Raw genomic sequence first — 17,623 nt, forward strand, 5'->3', positions numbered from 1 at the left:
AGTTATTTCTGTTCGATAGTCGCCTCGTTCGAGGGTCGGTGCCGTTCGTTACCTGCTCGTTGCCATTGAGTAAGGGGCAAGCGCTGCATCGATCGCTGCCAGGCACAAATCGCGAGCGCTCGCACCGATCCGCTTTGAAACGACATCGGAGTAGACCCGGCCGAGGTATTGGCTGATCAAGGTCTGCGGGATATCGCCTTGAAAACGGCTGAACAACTCGTCTACCGCGGCGCTCGCTCGCGGATCTGGCCAGTAATAGCGAATTCGATCGCTGTAACTGAAATGACGTTGAAGCTTTATTTCTTCGGCGCTTCCACCGTAGTGCCCAGCCCAATTCAGAGGCCGATCCAACATGATGGATTCCATGGATTGGACCAGTGTCGTTTCGCGCTCCGCGCAAATAATCGAGGCAATGGCATCGAGGCCATACAACGCCTCCCGAAGGGCAAAGGTGAGACCAGGCCCAACCTTGAGGATAGCAAACCCGCCGTCAACAAGGGCAGCCAGGCCCTCGGTTGTCTGGTAGTCGGTGGAATGTGCTTCAAACAGCAACCCGGGCATTTCATCCAGGGCCGAAATCAGGCTCTTTGCTCGTTCGGGTTTGTAGAGCACAACATTTGAATTGCCGAATTCGACACCGGGTTGGACCACGATGCCGATAACGCGAGCGATCGCCGTAGCTATTCCTGCTTGCGCAAAGGATGCCTGATGGACCTTCAAAGTCTTAAGAGCGGCGTCACAACGTGTGATGTCGATGTCCGCGATTTCATGGGTTGCTCCACCGGGTGGTGGTACCTCAGTTCCGATGATGTAAACCGGCGGACGACGATTTGAACGAAGAGCAGTTTCCTCGGCTGCCTTGGCCAGCCGAGCCGCGCGTGCAGCGGTCAACTCGTCGTCAAGAGCGATTGGTTCACCCGCGCAACCCATCGATGTGTCTAGATGAATCTTCTCGAAGCCGGCCTCTACATAAGCGACGACCATCGCCTCGGCGCGCGCCATGGCTTCTTCGGCCGCCAGGAATTTCCAGGGGTTTGGGCCAAGATGATCGCCGCCAAGGATGATCCGTTCGGCAGGGAAATCCAGTTTCGCAGCGATGCCCTCGATAAATCGACGAAAGTCCGCCGGTGTCATTCCGGTATATCCACCCTCCTGGTTTACCTGATTGCACGTGGCTTCTATGAGAACCGGTTGCTCTTCCGCCCCGGCGCGCCGAAGCGCGGCCTCGATGACAAGTGGATGCGCCGAGCAAACCGAAGTGATGCCGCGTGGAATAGGAAGCGATCTTCCTCCAAAAAGCTTTCCAAGTGCGGTTTGCCGGTTTTCTTCGATCCGTGTCATGCGAGCTTCACGACTTTGGTCAGGTGTCTGGGAGAAACGGTATCGATTTGGCGAGCCTGAGCGACGCGCTCGCCGAGGATCTGCAACGCTGGAAGAACAAGCAGTCCTGTCAGCGAAAGGTCGACGTCAATGGGCAGCCCAACGTCTCCGGGTCCGCCAATTCCGATGACAGCAGCGCCCTTTTCCCTCAATTCCTCGACCAGCTTCACCTCAGCCTCCTTCTGGTCTGAGCTGTAAAGCATGACCACCGCGGTCTTTTCGTCGACGAGACTGATTGGGCCATGGCGATACTCCAGCGGATGAAACGCCTGTGTCATCGTCTGGCTCATTTCCATGAGTTTGAGCGCACCTTCCAGAGCGACACCAAACAACGGTCCGCCGCCGAGAAAGACGAAATGCGATCGGTCTGCAATGATTGTCGGAAGGACTGCATCGAGTGCATTGGCGAGCTTGCGGGCGGAAGCGCCAATGGAGCCCGGGATTGGCTGCCCAATTGCCTGCATACCGAGGAGGACCATCAGACTTGCCGAAACCGTCATGACGATCCCCTCCTGCGGATGAGTCTCGGATGTCACCAACCGATCGCAGTTCCTTGCGAGCGAACTTTCAGCCTCTACGGTTATGGCCGTCACGAAGGCGCCAGCTTTGCGGCTTTCCTTTGCGGCTGCGACTGTCTCGGTTGTCTCGCCACTGCGCGATAGCGCGATGACGTGTGTCGCTTGCCAATCCGGCCAGAAGGCGGACGGTCGGCTCTGCCATTCCGCGCCGGGCACGGCTATAGCTTTGCGACCTGACATGTTGGCATACGCCGCGAGCGAGAGCGCGAGATTATAAGACGTGCCGCAGCCAACGAACACCAACAACTCTGCACCCTCGACGGATGTGTTGGCGCCAATAGCCTTTTCCCAGTAGGGGAACTGTTCGAATATAACCTTCTCGGTCGTGTTCATGTGGACTCCGATTTATTTGACTGAGCCGGCCAGCAGGCCGCTGACCAGGTAACGATTCAGGAAAATGACGACGAGAGCGGGGATGACGATTGCAATCGATCCGCTTGCTGTGATGAGGCCGTAGTCGATGAAGTTCTTGGTGACGAACTCGGGAATGAGCACAGTCATTGGCTTCGTTGCCTGCGGCGAGAAGATCAGCGGCACCAAATACTGTCCCCACGCGCCAAGGAAGGTCAAAATCGCCGCTGCCGTCAATCCAGGGCCGGCAAGGGGCAGCACGATGTTGAAGAAAATGTAGAGTCGCCCTGCCCCATCGAGTTGGGCTGCTTCTTCAAGCGCAATCGGAAGGGCTTCGAAGACACTGCGAAGGAGCCACAACGACAGGGGCAGAAAGGCAGACACATAGATCAAAGAAACCCCGACATATGTATCAACCAGATGCAGTTTGATCATGATCTGGTAAAGCGGGATCAGAACGGCATAGGCAGGGACCGCCAGGGTCGCAACAACCGCCACAAAGAGAACTTTGCGACCGGGAAACTGTAGTCGTGTGAACGCGTAGGCTCCGAGCGCCGACACCGCCACGCACAGCAAGGTGGCAGCCACCGACGTCACCACGCTGTTGATCAATGCGGCTCGGAATTGTTTGAAGACCTCGACCCCACCGATCCGGGCAATATTAATACCGAGAAGCCTCGAATAGTGATCCAGGGTGAAGTGCTGTGGAAAGAAGCGGATCGGCCGGGTCGAAAAGTCTTCGGTTGGCGTCACAGAACTCGCAACTGTCCAGTAAATCGGTCCGAGGGACCAGAGCAAGAGCGCTGCTACGCCGACCCAAATCATGATGCGGTACTGAATTGTGGGCTTCATCAGTCGAACCGTGTGTTGCGATAGACCCGAAGGACGTAAACGAGGGAGATGAGCAGTGATACAAGCGTGATCACCACAGAAAGTGCCATGCCGTATGAGAAGCGCAGGTTCTGAAAGGTCTCGAGGTAGATCTGGACGAGAATCGGCCTGGTTTCCAGGCTGGCACCGGCGAGTACCCAAGCCTCATCGAAGAGATTGAAGGCGTTGACAGTGGCGTTGGTCATGGCAACGGCGATTGCGCTGCGAACAAGCGGAAGCGTGACCAATCCAAACATTTGTAAGCGAGTGGCCCCGTCGATGCGCGCAGCTTCGTAAAGATGAGCGGGTATGCTCTGCATCGCGGCGAGAACAATCACGACCGTCAATGGCATCATGCGCCACACGTGAACGACGGTCACAGCGATGATGGCACTTGTGCGATCGTTGAACCAGACATGATTTTCGAACGGCAGGCCGAGTGCTGAGAGAATGCCGTTGAGCAGGCCTGCACCAGGCTGATAGATCCAAAGCCATATCACCGAGTTCACGACACCTGGAAGTGCCCAGGGAAGAATGACGGCCGCCAGCACCCACTGGCGCCCCACCTTCACCTGGTTGATCAGCGCTGCGGCAAGGACGCCGAAGACAGTTTCCGCCGCCACCGCAAGGACGACGTACATGAGCGTGTTTGCCCACGTCGTTCCAAGCTGCGCGTCTGACAGCATCCGCGTGTAGTTCTCCAACCCCACGAACGGAGTTCCGGCTTGCATGGGGTTGACCCTGTGCAGGCTGTCCCACACGGTTCGACCCATCGGGTAGAAAACCAGGGCGGCCATCGTGATTGCAATCGGAGCCACCAGTAACAGGCCGAGTGTGGTGTCGGCGTTAAAGCCGACCCCACGCTTGCTGGTCACATCTTGCGATGCAAAAGCGGTCATTGCGCCATGGCCTGCTTGGCGGCATCGGCGATCGCCGCCACCGCTTGATCGACAGTCATCTGGCCCTTTGCTGCACTATTGATCGCGGTATTTACGCCGCTGGAGAACTGCGGGTACCATGGAGGCGTTCCCTGCGGGAACAGTGGCTCAACTGTCTTGGATTGCGCAACAAGTGCAGCTCCGCTGTTCAGCTTTCCAGCATCGTTGAGTTCCGACAGCGCCGAAGTGCGTGTTGGCAGAAACCCGTTCACCACATTCTTCTTTTGGAAGTCCTTGCTGGTAAACCACTTCACGAAGGCGATTGCGGCATCCTTGTTGGCAGAGACGTTCGGTATAGCAAGCGCCTCCGGCAGACCGAAACTGCGTGTCTCACCACTTGCAGTGGGCACCAGGATTGCTTCCACCTGACCGGCAACCTTCGACTGCTTCGGATCATTCATTTGCCCGAGACGACCGGGCTCGCCGGAAATCATGATACTGGTGAGACCCTGCGAGAACATGCTTTCGTTGATCTGACTGTCTTTCAGACCGGTCGATGCCGGATCAACCAGCCCTTCCTTCAGAAGCATCAATTCGAAGGCAAGCGCCTTGTAGCCAGCCGAATCCGGCTTCGTGAAAAGAGGAGTGAAATCCTTGTCGAAGAGTTCGCCACCAAAGGCCTTCGTCAACAGGTACCAGCTGGTCGAGGCGCCCTCCGTCGCGGAGACGGGAAGGCCGATCGGATATTCAGAGATGCCCTTTTCCTTGATTTTCCGGGCGACCGAAACCAATGCGTCAAGCGTCTTCGGCATTTCCGTAATGCCCGCATCGGCGAAGTGCTTCTTGTTGACAAGCATGACGCGGAAGTCGTTGGTATAAGGAACGCCAAGAAGCTTTCCGTCGACCGTGAAGATTTTCGCGACGCCAATATCCTTCACGGTATCTGCATCAATCACGTCGTTCAGAGGCAGGAACCAGCCAGCGGCACTGAACTGCCCCGTCCATGACCAGTCGAATTCGGTCACGTCAGCAGGCGCAGTACCCGCCACCAAAGCAGTGACAAGCTTCGGTCGAATGTCGTCCCACGAAAGTGTCTGGAGATCGACATGGATTCCGGTTTCAGCTTCGAAGTCTGCCGCGATGTTCGGGCCCTGCGGAGAGGGCATCAAAACCGTAATGGACTGGCCGGCGAGTGGCTTGGCGTCATCGGCATGAGCAGGCGTTACGATCGCCAGGGCTGCCGAGGCGAGTAATGGCAAGATAAACTTATGCATGTTCCCATCCTTCATTGTTTTTAATGCTCAGTTTATTCGCAGACGTGCCAACGCTGTCGGCGGTGGCAGCGACTTGCCCGAACCAGCTCTCATCGGGGAACCAGTCGAGAAGTTGGGCGGCGGCAAGTAGCGCGCCACCAATGGGGGGAAGCTTCGAGGGGACCGGGGACTTTCCTATTCGGCGCGCCAGAGATCCCAGGAGCAGCGCACTATTGAAACTGCCTCCGGCATAGGTCCACGATGCGTCGTTGTCACAATGTCCAGAGATTGCACTGTGATGCCTGGCGAGCTCGTCAGCGGCCTGTTCGATCAGCCCGATCGCCACCTCGTCGCCACAACGAGCAGCCTTATCCACCAATGTGGAAATCGCTGCGATACCCGCTCTTCGATTGGGTAGCAGGGTGACCCAGTCACCCAGCGCATTCATCGGATCGTCCGCTTCGATCTGCAATTCATCGAATAGAATCTTGGAAAGTGCTGTCGGGGGAGCGCGACCATCCAGGCTCTTGCTGATTACACTCAGCGCGCTCCTGCCAATCCAGTAACTGCTACCTTCGTCTCCGATTTGATCGCCCCATCCGCCGATCCGTGCAGATTGGCCAGAGGCGTTGCGCGCCCAAGCCATTGACCCCGTCCCCGAGAGGATAAGGATACCGGGCTTTCCGGCGAACGCACCAAGGTGGGCAGCATCGACATCGTTGAGGATGTGTCGGCGCGCGTTTGGAAACAGCCGCTCAATGGCTTGCTGCTGCAGTTCCGACAGGCGTGCAACTTCCCCGAACGCAGGCAGGGCCGCGGCCACTGCGGCCACGTTTTGGTGATAGAGGAACGGGCCAAGTTGCTCTTCCAGTTCCCGCAGCCAATTTGGATTATCCATCGGGTTAACGCCGCGACCGCGAGACGACTTCACAATGCGTCCGGACCTGTCAGCTAACGCGACCAGGACCTTGCTGCCCCCGCCATCAATTCCCAGGACAAACTCGTCACTCATTCCTTCCCCCCAACTCCGCGATTGTGGTCGCGACGCCGAGCTTAGCGAGGTCGTCTCGCCAATGTACCGCTAGTCCGGAGTCAGTGATAACCTGTGCGACATTCAGCGGCGCGACCTTGTAGGTGGCCATTGTCCCGAACTTTGAGGAATCGGCGAGGACGAAGCGATTTGCCGATCTGGCGAGCATGTGGCGGTTCAAGCTCGCCTCGGCGCTATCAACGCTGTAGATCGCGCCATCAGGACTAATGGCGCTGACACCGAGGAAGAGCTGATCGAACCATATGCCGTCCAGCATCGCCTCGGCCTGGGGGCCCACGAGCGAAGCGTTTTCACTCCGTAACTGGCCACCAAGCAAGACCACTTCGAGGTTCGGGATATTCAGAAACTCCTGGGCAACGGTCAGGCCGTTGGTGAAGATCCTCAATGGCAACGGATTAATGCGGATCAGGCGAGCAAGCTGAAGGACGGTCGTGCCCGCATCGAGGAAGATTGCGGATCGCGGATGAAGCAATTCATAGGCGGCCGTCGCGATGACCCGCTTAGCCGAAAGGTGCTGCTTTTCCCGCTCCTGAAATGCAATCTCTACCGACGATCCCTCGGCAATGCGGGCCCCCCCATGCACCCTGTCAATCGCACCTTCTTCCTCAAGGATCTGCAGGTCCCGCCGAACGGTCGCAAGCGATGAACCGGTTGCATCAGCCAGCGCCTGGATCGTCGAAAATCCGTTCGCATACAAATGGCTGCGAATAGCATCCAGACGATCGACCTTAACCCCGATTGGTTGGCTCATTCACATCTCCCAGGATACAATATCAATCACCCTCCCACCGCAATTGATCAGAGTCAATCATATTTTTGATCTTTTCTGATGTTTTTGCGGTGAAAAGCAGAGCAGTGGGAACTGCGTACGGTTAGCCGCTGAGCGGGAATCCCATTCAGTGATATGTCGGCAGGAGGTCTCCGTGTGCCTCGATCAAGTCGTTGACAAGACCCCAGATCTGATCGGGAGAGAGTTCCGCGGAGGTGTGGGGATCAAGCAGGGCCGCCTGGTAGATGCGATCTCGATTTTTTGTCAGCGCGGCTTCAACGGTGAGCTTTTGAACGGAAACGCTCAGGCTCATGACGGCCGCAAGCTGCGAGGGTATCCGCCCTATCCTGATCGGCTGAATTCCATTGCGATCCACATGGCAAGGCACTTCGACAATGCACTCGTTCGGCAGGTTCTCTATCAGTCCGTTGTTTGGAACGTTTCCATATATCAGGGCTGGACTGCCAGTTGTGGCCGCGTGAATGATCCCTGCGGCATACTCATTGCTCCGGCAAACCTCGATCGGCTTGTCGCCTTCAAGGTCCCTGCGCAGTGCGTGCCAATCAGCTATCTGAACTTCACAACGACGGATGTATTCGTCGAGAGGAATGTTGAGTTGATCAACCAGATCGCCCCTTCCTTCCTTGATGTACCAGGATGTGTATTCGGAAAAATGCTCGCTCGACTCTGTTACGAAGTAACCGAGCCGTTTGAGCACGTCGAAGCGAACGCGGTCATCCGCCGGAACACGCCCCTCACCTGCCAGGGATTTGAGGCGTGGGTATAAGTCTTCACGGCGCCCATCTTGATGAACCTTCTCGTAGCGCAGGAAGAACGCGACATGATTTATCCCGGCCGAAACGTAGTTCACGTCTGCGACGTCTTCACCGAGGCATTTCGCCAGGTGTCCGGCGGTGTGCTGGACGCTATGGCACAAACCCACACTTCGGATTTCCGGGGCTATTTCCTTGATCGCCCAGCAATTGATGGCCATGGGATTTACGTATTGCATCAAGATTGCCTGCGGGCAGACCTCTTGCATGTCACGGCAAATCGCTTCCAGCACTGGTATAGTGCGCAGCCCCCGGAAGATGCCACCAACTCCAAGTGTGTCGGCGATCGTCTGCCTTAGTCCATATTTTTTTGGAATTTCGAAATCGGCAACCGTGGCTGGCCGATAGCCGCCAACCTGCATCATCAGGATCACGAAGTCCGATCCGCTCAGCGCCGCCCGCCGATCTAGCGTCGCCTCCACTTTGACCCCGACGAGTTTGAGGGCGTCGCAAATCCGGCGCGCAACAATTTCCGATGTCTTTAAACGTTCTGGATCGATGTCGAACAGGCTGATCGTGAAGTCGCAGCCTTGCGATGAAAGCACGTCTCCAAGGATATTCTGAGCAAAAACGGTGCTGCCGGCACCTACGAGGCAAATCTTCGGCATTGCAATCTCCTTTCAGATCATGCTTCGTAATGCGCTTTAAAATTAGGGATTTCCTCCGTCGAAATGCCAATTTACTCCGAGAATCGAGCGCGAAAGATATTATGAAACGCAGAGGTGAGCGCGGGGAATGGACAGGATCCAGAGGCGCCTTTTTGGTGGAGCGTCATACCGCGGACGCTATGGCTTCCGCTCACTGGCACGACCACTTGGAAGTTAATCTGCTGTTGGAAGGGCAAATGACCTACCTTTTCAATGGGCGACAGGAAGTGGTTGAGGCGGGCAGAATGGTTCTCTTCTGGGCCGCTATTCCGCACCAGACGATATTGGTCAGCGATAACGCGCCGCTTGTTTGCGCTTATCTTCCGCTCGTTGATTTTCTCGCTCTGCCGATAGACAAGGACGCCAGACGATTGATCATGCAGGGGAGATTTCTCGCAGATCAGCTATCGGATGGGTCAGATGCGATCGCCTTTCCGCGGTGGGAACGCGAATGGCAAAATGCCGATGCTGTTCGGCAAAGATTGATTGTGGACGAGGTGAAAGTCCGAATTCGGCGATTGATATTGGATAATGCGGACGCGGCGACTTCGACCCGACATACTGTCGGCACTACCACGAAGGGACACGCGGTTCGGCACGTTGAGATACTGAGCGACCTGATCAATTCGCAGTTTTCAAATGCAATCAGCGTGCCGGACCTCACGAAGATCGCGGGTATGCATGAGACCACGGCCAACCGGGCGTTTCGGGATGTTCTCGGGATGTCCGTCAACGAATATCTGACCCGCTACCGCATCGCCCGGGCGATGCAACTTCTCACTGATACGGACCGGTCAGTTTTGCAAATTGCGTTTGATTGCGGATTCGGCTCGAGCAGCCGGTTTTACGAAACCTTCAAAGAGCGCACTGGGACGACTCCCCGTCAGTTCCGAATATCGATGACCCCGATAAGTCCCCCTGATCGCTTGAGCAATGTCGGGGAGCGATCCTTCTGACCGCTGGGAGCTCAGCGATCTTCCAGGCGAATTTGTGGCCGTAGGCCCGACGGGGTCACACTCTTCCAAATCGCACGAGGCTTCGCCCGCGTGCGAAAGATAGGATAGTGAAATTCACAATGCCAGCGGACAGGTCAGGCCGCGCATCAGCGAGCGCGCCGACACCGGATTGGCCGACCCGGCGAAGGACATCTGCAGATAGGCGCGCGCGCCCTTGGCACGCACATCGATCAGGAACCGCCGGCCGGCGTCGCGGGGTCGCAACCGTGATCCGTCCAGGAACCGCAGGAGGCCCCATGGTCCGGCTTCGCCCTTCTTGTCGACTGCAATGCCGTTATCGAAGGATATCTCAAATCCGCGCGCTGGTGACGCTCCTGGCCATTTCAAGGTTACTGCCTCCCCCGAAGTGACGACCGGAGCATGAGCGCCGCCGATTGAGACGGTCGCAGCTCCTCGTTGGGCGAGCGCCTCCAGCACGATCGGGACATTGGGCGGTGTTCCCTGTTGGAACAGAGCCTGCCCAAGGGCCACTGCCCGCTGCAAGAATGCTGCGCTTTCCGGTGTATAGCCGGAAAGCCGCGCCTCCGGTCTCCAACGCCAGGGTGTCGTCGACGTGTCCATCAAATTTGCCAGTTGCGCCCGAAAATACTTTTCTATCGTGCCCTCCGGCGCGAAGATCCGTGCGACCTCGGCCATGTCCGCGTCAGGGCCATCGAAGAACGGATAATGGCCATTCACGGCGGCCCGGCAGGCGGCAGAAACCTGGGAACCCCAAGATGACTGGGACTGGGGCTGGGACCGGGGCTGGGACGGGGGTTGCGGCACCTCGTTTGCAACATGATCCGTTGCAACGTCCGGCGCCTGATCCAAAGCAGGTTCGGCGGCCCTCGGGGCAGCCGTCTGGGAAATCACATCCTCGACGATTTGCACGACCAGAAGAGGTGCTTGCTGCAAGGCAACGATGGAGTTCGCACGCTCCTGTGCGTCCATGAGGGATTTCTTGCCGATCTGTGCATCTGCATCGAGAACAGCAAGAGCGACGTTCAACGATACGAAAAGCTGCGAGATTTCCGACATCCGCCCCTGCTCGACGAACTGGATCGCCGGGCCCAACGCCGCCGCGATCCGAAGCTGATTGGCGTGGCTTCGGCCACGATCCGTCCCGCCCGACTGGCGCCAGGCCTCGCGGATAAGTGCCGAGAGCGGCGAGTTGCGTGCGCTTAGCGCACCGCTGATCACGACCGCCGTTGGCTGGTCGGTGAACGGCCTGACGCGCAGCTCACCCAGATACTCCGTCCATACGGCAAGGGTACGCTTTTGAAGCAGATCCATCACCGCGTCTTCGGTCGTCGTGCCATTGGAGGCAATAAGCGTAGCGGCCTCGGACCTTGCCTTGCGGATCGCCTCGCTTGCACCGTCGGACCGCGCGTAGCTCCATCCAGCCTCCGTGTAGAGGCCGGCGATACCGCGCCCGATCGGTATGCCTGACCGGTGGATCAGGATCGTCTCGAGACCTGGCACTGCCTGGGAAAGAGACCAGGCAGGAAGTGCTGCGGCCTTTTCGGCACGGGTCAGTTCAAGCAATGCGCGCTCGCTTGCCGAGCCTTCAGCAGCGAACTGCCGTGCCTGGGCGACCGTTTCGGGATCCGGAGATGGAAGTCTCGGCTGTGGCCCGGACATGGCGGCGACATGCTCGGCCAGCAAGGCAAGTTCGGGAAAGGCCTCGGCTCGGTCGGCGACCCAACCAGCAAGAAACCGAGGCTGCCAGTCAGAGGTGCCCTTCAGGATCGACCAGGCGCGCAGGGAATCGTAGAGTGCATTGGCCTCGCCTTCGGTGGCAAGCGCAACACCGAGTGCCTCGCCGAGTGGCTCGGCAACAAGGGCTTCGGCAGCCTCGCCATAGCGACGACGTGCAGCCGCTGCCGGGTCGAGCATCTCAACATGATGAATCAGGCCAAGCGGAGACTGGCCCGCGTCCTGCTCGACAAGCCGGACGGCAGCCAGGAACGCATCGAGCTGGGCCGCCCGCGCAGCCGGCGTAGCGTCCTTGCCAGCTTCTACAACGCTTCCAACGGCTGGCAATTGCGCCAACAACCGCTCGCGAAACCGCCATTCCGCCCATCCAGCCCAGCCCAGGAGCATCGAAAAAAAAAGCACAATCGCAAGAAGGACGAGTCCACGGTCTGCGCGCGTTCTATGTTGCTCCGCCTTCGACTGCGCGGCTTGCACTGCCTCATTGCAATGCCCGAGAAAGCGGGCCAGATCGCGCCGCGCCAAGCCTCCTTTCGCGGCCTGGGCAACGCGTTCGGCGAGCCCATCGGCGCCAATCATGTGGCCAATTGGAAGGGCGGCCGCAAGAGCACGTTCCCATCGCTTGGCCGGCAGCGCCGGATTGCTGCGAGCCCGCACGTCAAGCAGCGCGACGAGCGCGTCGCGCGCATCCAGGAGCCAGTCAGGAGGAACGTTCCTGCGGCGTCCCTCTTTCTCGAACTCGGCCACAAGGAGGCGGGCAGTCGCTGCCAGCTCCTGCGGATCGGGCCGCTTCTCGCTTTCGGCGCGCTTGGCGAGGCTCAAAAGCGGCTCGGCCAATGCGGGAAGCATGTCCGCTCCCGTGACATCCCGACCCGGCGGTTGGCCATGGTCGCTCACAGCTTGCCCTCCGCAGCCCATTTGCGCAGCAGCGCCTCGCCGACTTCAAAGTGCATGGAATCTTCGCGACTATAGCCGGCACCCCAGTACCAGCCGGCATCGTTGAAAAACTCCGCAAGCACAACAAGTCCGAACTGCGTGTTGTCATCGCCCATCCGGTCGAGGTTCTTCTTGAGTGTAAGGTCGACGGCCGCCCCCCAGGCGTGCGAGGAGACAGATTTCGTGGAGCCGCGCACATAACGCGCGCAAAGCGCACCGGCCGTTCCGATCGCGGCGTAGATGTCTGGCTCTTCCTTTCGCAGACGCTCCATGACCTGCCCAAGCGAATCGAGCGCAGGCCTGATCATCGTCAGGCGGAAATGCCCTATGTCCCGGCTTTCCAGGGTTCTCAGTAATTTTGGGTTGGTGACCGGCTGGCAGCTTGTGGAATAGACACTTCGTGGCTCGCCAAGGACCTCGCGTAACACTGCCGGGGTCGGGCGTATGACACGCTCGTTGAAGCGCTTCTTCGCCAATTGCATGGGCTCTGTCATGTTTTCGGTTTCTTCCGGCGGCGCAATGCCACCGAACTGATCGATCGAAAACGACTGCGGGCTCACAGGTTCGCCGGGCGGCGGTGAAACCGCAGAGCTGGGCGGGACGGGTTCGGGGCGAGGCGCCTCTGCCAGTTCCTTCACCTTTCCTTCTAGATCGGTCACCCTTCGCTTAAATGAGTTCAGTTCAGCGCGCAGGTCCTGGATTTCCGCATCCTGTTTGGCAAGCTGTTGCGTTGCCCGATCAATCCTTCCCACATTCGGATCAAGCTCGGTATTTCGCAGCAAGTCTCCAACCAACGCGAACGCGACCGCCGCAAGAATGATGCTCATTCCAATGACGACGGCTGCAATCGGATCTAGTGGCCTCAAGGCGCTGCAGCTCCGTCAATCCGAACGACCACCACAGAGACGTTATCCGGAGCGCCATTATGGAGAGCGGCGGCTATCAGTCGCTGGCAGGCGACGTCGGGGTTTGGCGCGCTCAATTGTGCGATGATCTCCGGCTCGGCAACACAGTCAGTCAATCCGTCGGAACAAAGAAGCAAATAATCCCCCGGCTTGAGAGGGACATCGACAGAGTCGACATCGAGCCGTTCGGCGGCACCGATCGCGCGGGTAACAACGTGCGCTTGCGGATGCTGCCAGACGGCGTCAGGCGTCAAACGTCCATCATCGACAAGCTCCTGCACGACCGAATGATCGCGCGTGAGCTGCAACAAATCCCCTGCTCGCAAACGGTAGGCCCGGCTATCGCCCACCCACGCGATTGTCGCTGTTCCACCATCAATAAGTGCGACCACCACTGTTGCGCCCATCTGCGCGACATTGGCCGACGCCGCCCAACGACGGATGGCGGCATTGGCTGATTGCAGTGCAGCGACGAGGTGAGCGCCGGATATGGGAGCATGCGGAAGGAGGGCGAGCTGTTCGATGACCAGGTCTGCCGCGACATCGCCGTGGCCGTATCCGCCCATCCCGTCAGTGACCGCCCAAAGTGCGCCTGAGGGGTCAATGAGAATGGCGTCTTCGTTGTTTGTGCGCACATGCCCGGTATGGCTCAGTCCCGCTCCTTGCGGCCTGGACGGCCAGCGCGTCGAAGGATTGTCCCGAGAATCCGGGGTCATGATCGGATAACCCCATTGATCGATCCGTCGTGAGCGCAACTGCCGGATCGGTTGCAGCCACAGTGATCCTATAGTATTTTCAAGGGGGGCGAAACCTTTTTGCCAAGGAGCCTGAGATGAAGCGCCTGATGACCACGAAGCTGACGGTGTTTCTCGCTCTGTTCTTCGTGACACAAGGTGGTTTGGGTGCACAGGAACTGAACGATTCCGTGCTCAAGGAACGATTCCAACGACAGATCGACTTGTTCAAGGCGGCACGCCTCGGAGCGACGCGCGGCCTGGTTCTTACCAACGGCAACGCAGCGCCCAACGCCCAAGCCGTCCCGGTGACAATTGCAACGCCCGAGACTGAACCGGCCAAGACCGCTCCAGCTCCCTCTCCCCATGCAACCGTTGAGTCCCAAGGCACCCAGACTGCTCCAGCGGCCCCCAATACAGCTCAGCCATCTGCCCCGAAGCCGACGGCGACATCGTCGGCAACGGCAGCGTCCGCGTCCGCGGCCGCGGCGACGACAGACCCACAGACATACTGGAAGCTCCCGCCTGATGACCAGATCAATGTCCGGGTGAATTTTGCATTTGATTCTGCGGCGATCGCTTCGGAGCAAAGACCAATGCTGAGGCAGCTTTGCGAAGTCGTAAAGGACATGGACATCAAACTCGTCCGTATCATCGGTCACACGGATTCTGTCGGAGGCGCGAGCTACAACCAGCATCTGTCGGTTCTGCGAGCGAAGGAAGTTGCGCGGTTTTTCACGGATGATTGCCATATCGCGCGCGAGCGGCTCGAAGCGGTTGGTGTCGGCGAGCAGTTTCTTCTAAACCAGGGAAACCCGAAGGCCGACGAAAACAGACGCGTGGAATTCCAGGCGGTGAGCTGACGGCGCTCCCCGGCAGCTGCGATCGACAGCCACGCCTATTCGAATGCGTAAGTGAAGCCTTCCGGGGATGTTCCGATCCTGGCCTTGGTGAGGCGTTTACCCTCGAGGGACCAGTTCAGAAGACCCTGGCTGAGGGTCGGCAGAAGTGTGTTGGTCAGGATCGCGTCTATCATGCGCCCCCCCGATTCGACCTCCGTACACCGTGCCTTTATCAACTCCAGGACCCCGTCTCCGATCACCAGCTCGGCGTCATGGTTGGCGCGAAGCCGGCGCGCGATCTTCGCGAAATGATGTTGTGTGATCGCCTCAATCATTGAATCCGAGAGCGGATAATAGGGAACGACAATCACACGTCCGAGGAAGGCTGGCGGGAACACTTTCAACAGTGGTGACCGTAGTGCGCGTTCGAGCTCCTCGGGCGGCGGCCTTCTCTTGCCGCCGTCGGCAAGCTTCATGATAACATCCGAACCGACATTCGACGTCAGCAGAATGAGACTGTTCCTGAAGTCGATCCGCCGGCCCTCGCTGTCGTCCATCATTCCTTTGTCGAAAACCTGGAAGAAGATTTCGTGCACATCGGGATGCGCCTTCTCCACTTCATCGAGCAAAATGACGGAATAAGGCCGCCGACGCACGGCCTCGGTCAGCACACCCCCCTTGCCATAGCCGACATAGCCGGGAGGCGCGCCCTTAAGGGTCGAGACCGTATGGGCCTCCTGGAACTCCGACATGTTGATGGAGATCAGGTTCTGCTCGCCGCCATAGAGGGTTTCGGCGAGAGCCAGCGCCGTTTCTGTCTTGCCGACGCCCGACGGACCGCATAGCAGGAACACGCCCACCGGCTTTTCGGGAGAGGCCAGGCCCGCACGGCTGGTTTGCACACGCCGGGCGATCGATTCCATTGCGTCCTCCTGGCCGACGACACGCTCGCCCAGAACCGCGGCAAGCTTTAGCGCCTTTTCGGTCTGGCTGGTCAGCATCCGACCGACAGGAATGCCCGTCCAGTCCTTTACGACAGAGGCAACAGCGTTCTTGTCGACGGAAAGGAGGACCAGCGGTGCCTCGCCCTGAAGTCCGGCAAGCTCCGCCGTCCGGGCCTTGAGCCGTTCAAGCTCGACGCGTTGATCCGTTGCATCGGCGGCCTTCCGCCCGGCAAGCTCTCCGTCGGCGCCTGGCAATTCCCCGCCTGGCTCCGCTTCAGCAAGCGCGGCATCGAGCGCAACTCCTCTTCCTCGCAGGCTAGCTCGCAAACCAAGGATCTCGTCAACCATCGACTGTTCGCTTTCCCAGCGAGCTTTTGCAGCAAGCAACGCGGACTCTATTTCGGCGAGAGCGGCTTCAACTTTGGACTGGCGCTCGGTGACTTCAATGCCGATCGCCGCTTCTCGCCCGATAATGCCCTGCTCGACCTCAAGGGACTGTTTGCGCCTCAGAAGGTCTTCAACTTCGGCCGGAGTCGCGTGCTGCGAAACCGCCACCCGCGCGCAGGCCGTATCGAGCAGGCTGACTGCCTTGTCCGGAAGTTGGCGGGCGGGAATATAGCGATGTGACAGGCCAACGGCCGTCTCGATCGCTTCGTCCAGGATCTGCACCTGATGGTGTTTCTCCAATACACCGGCCACCCCACGCAGCATCAGGATGGCAGCTTCCTCATCAGGTTCTTCAATCTTGACCACCTGGAACCGGCGGGTCAACGCCGGGTCTTTTTCGATATGCTGCTTGTACTCTGCCCATGTCGTTGCGGCGATTGTGCGAAGCTCGCCACGCGCCAAGGCTGGCTTGAGAAGGTTCGCAGCATCTCCCGTTCCCGCTGCCCCGCCTGCCCCGATCAAAGTATGAGCTTCGTCGATGAAGAGGATGATCGGCGTCTCCGATGCCTGAACTTCGTCGATGACCATCTTTAGCCGCTTTTCGAACTCACCCTTGACGCTTGCCCCCGCCTGCATCAATCCGATGTCAAGCATGTGTAGCGCCACGCCCTTCAGCGGAGGCGGAACATCTTCTGCTGCAAGGCGAAGCGCAAAACCCTCGACCACAGCTGTCTTGCCCACTCCGGCTTCACCGGTCAGGATCGGGTTGTTTTGTCGCCGTCGCATGAGAATGTCGACAATCTGGCGGACCTCGGGATCGCGGCCGACGACCGGGTCGATTTTCCCATCGCGCGCTCGACGGGTGAGGTCCGTCGCATACTTCGCCAATGCGGAGTCACCGCCTGCCGGGCGTTTTTTCCGGGGCTGTTCTTGGATCTCGGCCTTGCCGGCATTTTCAAGTGATCCGGCAAGCAGGTCATCCAGCCGGGGAAGTATCGAATCCGCCTCGATCCGATCGAATTCGGCGCTGATCTTCAACAGAAGGCCGTCAAGCACCGCGACCTTTCTGCATGCCAGGAGCACATAAGCCCCGCGGACTTCTTCGGATCCAAACTGCAGGCTTGCCAGGCTCCAGGCTTCCTGGATGGCATGAAATATGTGATCGGAAAACTCCTCGATAGAGGTCGCGCCATAAGGCAGCTTGTCTATTGCCCTTGCCATGTCGGCAGCAAGCCGGCCAAGATCGATGCCGGCATCGGCAAAGAGAAGCTGAAAATCCGCACGGTCCACCAGAGCCAGCTGTTCGACCCAGTGAACAAGTTCGACGTAGGGATTGCCGCGAAGCTTGGCCGCGTCCGCCGCCGCCTTGAACGCGCGCAGGCAAACGGGATTAAGTTTTCCGACCAGTTCCTTGCGCTTGAAGCTCTGCGAAGACATGTTCTGCTCCATGTCGATCAGCTCCTGCCCAGGTGATCTTAAAGAGGTCCCGAGCCTCGTCTTTGATCGCTGGTCACAGCGTGCCACATTAGAGTATTCTTGACAAATATTCAGGGCCAC

14 protein-coding genes are annotated in these 17,623 nt (G+C 58.7%); 2 read left to right on the top strand and 12 right to left on the bottom strand.

The features are described from left to right. Positions 1-48 precede the first annotated feature (48 nt). From AC1DPR_RS15590 to melA, 8 genes are all read right to left on the bottom strand, one after another. Positions 49-1,341, bottom strand: a complete 1,293-nt coding sequence (locus tag AC1DPR_RS15590) for a D-tagatose-bisphosphate aldolase, class II, non-catalytic subunit (protein WP_477816629.1) — start codon at positions 1,339-1,341, stop codon at positions 49-51. Next, entirely contained in the window at positions 1,338-2,291 is a 954-nt protein-coding gene (locus tag AC1DPR_RS15595; RefSeq protein ID WP_112646462.1) for an SIS domain-containing protein, read from the bottom strand. Before AC1DPR_RS15595 ends, AC1DPR_RS15590 begins: the two co-directional genes overlap by 4 nt. Positions 2,292-2,303: 12 nt before the next feature. After that, on the bottom strand, positions 2,304-3,161 hold the full coding sequence (locus tag AC1DPR_RS15600; RefSeq protein WP_037215255.1) for a carbohydrate ABC transporter permease: 858 nt from the start codon (positions 3,159-3,161) through the stop codon (positions 2,304-2,306). Beyond that, positions 3,161-4,078 carry a carbohydrate ABC transporter permease gene (locus AC1DPR_RS15605; protein WP_025659171.1) on the bottom strand — a complete coding sequence of 306 codons (918 nt, stop codon included), beginning with the start codon at positions 4,076-4,078 and terminating at the stop codon, positions 3,161-3,163. Before AC1DPR_RS15605 ends, AC1DPR_RS15600 begins: the two co-directional genes overlap by 1 nt. After that, positions 4,075-5,331 carry an ABC transporter substrate-binding protein gene (locus AC1DPR_RS15610; RefSeq protein WP_477816630.1) on the bottom strand — a complete coding sequence of 419 codons (1,257 nt, stop codon included), beginning with the start codon at positions 5,329-5,331 and terminating at the stop codon, positions 4,075-4,077. The genes AC1DPR_RS15605 and AC1DPR_RS15610 overlap by 4 nt, the downstream gene beginning before the upstream one ends. Next, positions 5,324-6,322 carry an N-acetylglucosamine kinase gene (locus tag AC1DPR_RS15615; RefSeq protein ID WP_477816631.1) on the bottom strand — a complete coding sequence of 333 codons (999 nt, stop codon included), beginning with the start codon at positions 6,320-6,322 and terminating at the stop codon, positions 5,324-5,326. The genes AC1DPR_RS15610 and AC1DPR_RS15615 overlap by 8 nt, the downstream gene beginning before the upstream one ends. Next, complete coding sequence (locus AC1DPR_RS15620; RefSeq protein WP_025659174.1) at positions 6,315-7,112, bottom strand: DeoR/GlpR family DNA-binding transcription regulator; 798 nt, start codon at positions 7,110-7,112, stop codon at positions 6,315-6,317. Before AC1DPR_RS15620 ends, AC1DPR_RS15615 begins: the two co-directional genes overlap by 8 nt. 145 nt (positions 7,113-7,257) lie before the next feature. Further along, positions 7,258-8,571, bottom strand: a complete 1,314-nt coding sequence (melA, locus tag AC1DPR_RS15625; RefSeq protein ID WP_477816632.1) for an alpha-galactosidase — start codon at positions 8,569-8,571, stop codon at positions 7,258-7,260. 101 nt (positions 8,572-8,672) lie between these two features. On the opposite strand from melA, the gene AC1DPR_RS15630 reads away from it, so the two are divergent. After that, positions 8,673-9,566 carry a helix-turn-helix domain-containing protein gene (locus AC1DPR_RS15630; RefSeq protein ID WP_477816633.1) on the top strand — a complete coding sequence of 298 codons (894 nt, stop codon included), beginning with the start codon at positions 8,673-8,675 and terminating at the stop codon, positions 9,564-9,566. Between the two features lie 114 nt (positions 9,567-9,680). Here the strand turns inward: AC1DPR_RS15630 and AC1DPR_RS15635 are convergent, their stop codons facing one another. From AC1DPR_RS15635 to AC1DPR_RS15645, 3 genes are read right to left on the bottom strand one after another with little or no spacing between them, the layout of a single operon-like run. After that, positions 9,681-12,167, bottom strand: a complete 2,487-nt coding sequence (locus tag AC1DPR_RS15635; RefSeq protein ID WP_477816634.1) for an ImcF-related family protein — start codon at positions 12,165-12,167, stop codon at positions 9,681-9,683. 44 nt (positions 12,168-12,211) lie between these two features. After that, positions 12,212-13,120 (bottom strand): M15 family metallopeptidase, encoded by a 909-nt coding sequence (locus AC1DPR_RS15640; RefSeq protein ID WP_477816635.1) that lies wholly within the window; start codon positions 13,118-13,120, stop codon positions 12,212-12,214. Further along, positions 13,117-13,875 (bottom strand): PP2C family protein-serine/threonine phosphatase, encoded by a 759-nt coding sequence (locus tag AC1DPR_RS15645; protein WP_477816636.1) that lies wholly within the window; start codon positions 13,873-13,875, stop codon positions 13,117-13,119. The genes AC1DPR_RS15640 and AC1DPR_RS15645 overlap by 4 nt, the downstream gene beginning before the upstream one ends. Before the next feature lie 116 nt (positions 13,876-13,991). On the opposite strand from AC1DPR_RS15645, the gene AC1DPR_RS15650 reads away from it, so the two are divergent. Next, positions 13,992-14,756: an OmpA family protein gene (locus AC1DPR_RS15650; protein WP_477816637.1), complete on the top strand. Its 765-nt coding sequence runs from the start codon at positions 13,992-13,994 to the stop codon at positions 14,754-14,756. Positions 14,757-14,791: 35 nt separating this feature from the next. Here AC1DPR_RS15650 and tssH read toward each other — a convergent pair whose 3' ends face one another. Continuing rightward, on the bottom strand, positions 14,792-17,515 hold the full coding sequence (tssH, locus tag AC1DPR_RS15655; protein ID WP_477816638.1) for a type VI secretion system ATPase TssH: 2,724 nt from the start codon (positions 17,513-17,515) through the stop codon (positions 14,792-14,794). Between the last annotated feature and the right edge of the window lie 108 nt (positions 17,516-17,623).

Source organism: Rhizobium sp. 01T417, from assembly GCF_056398905.1.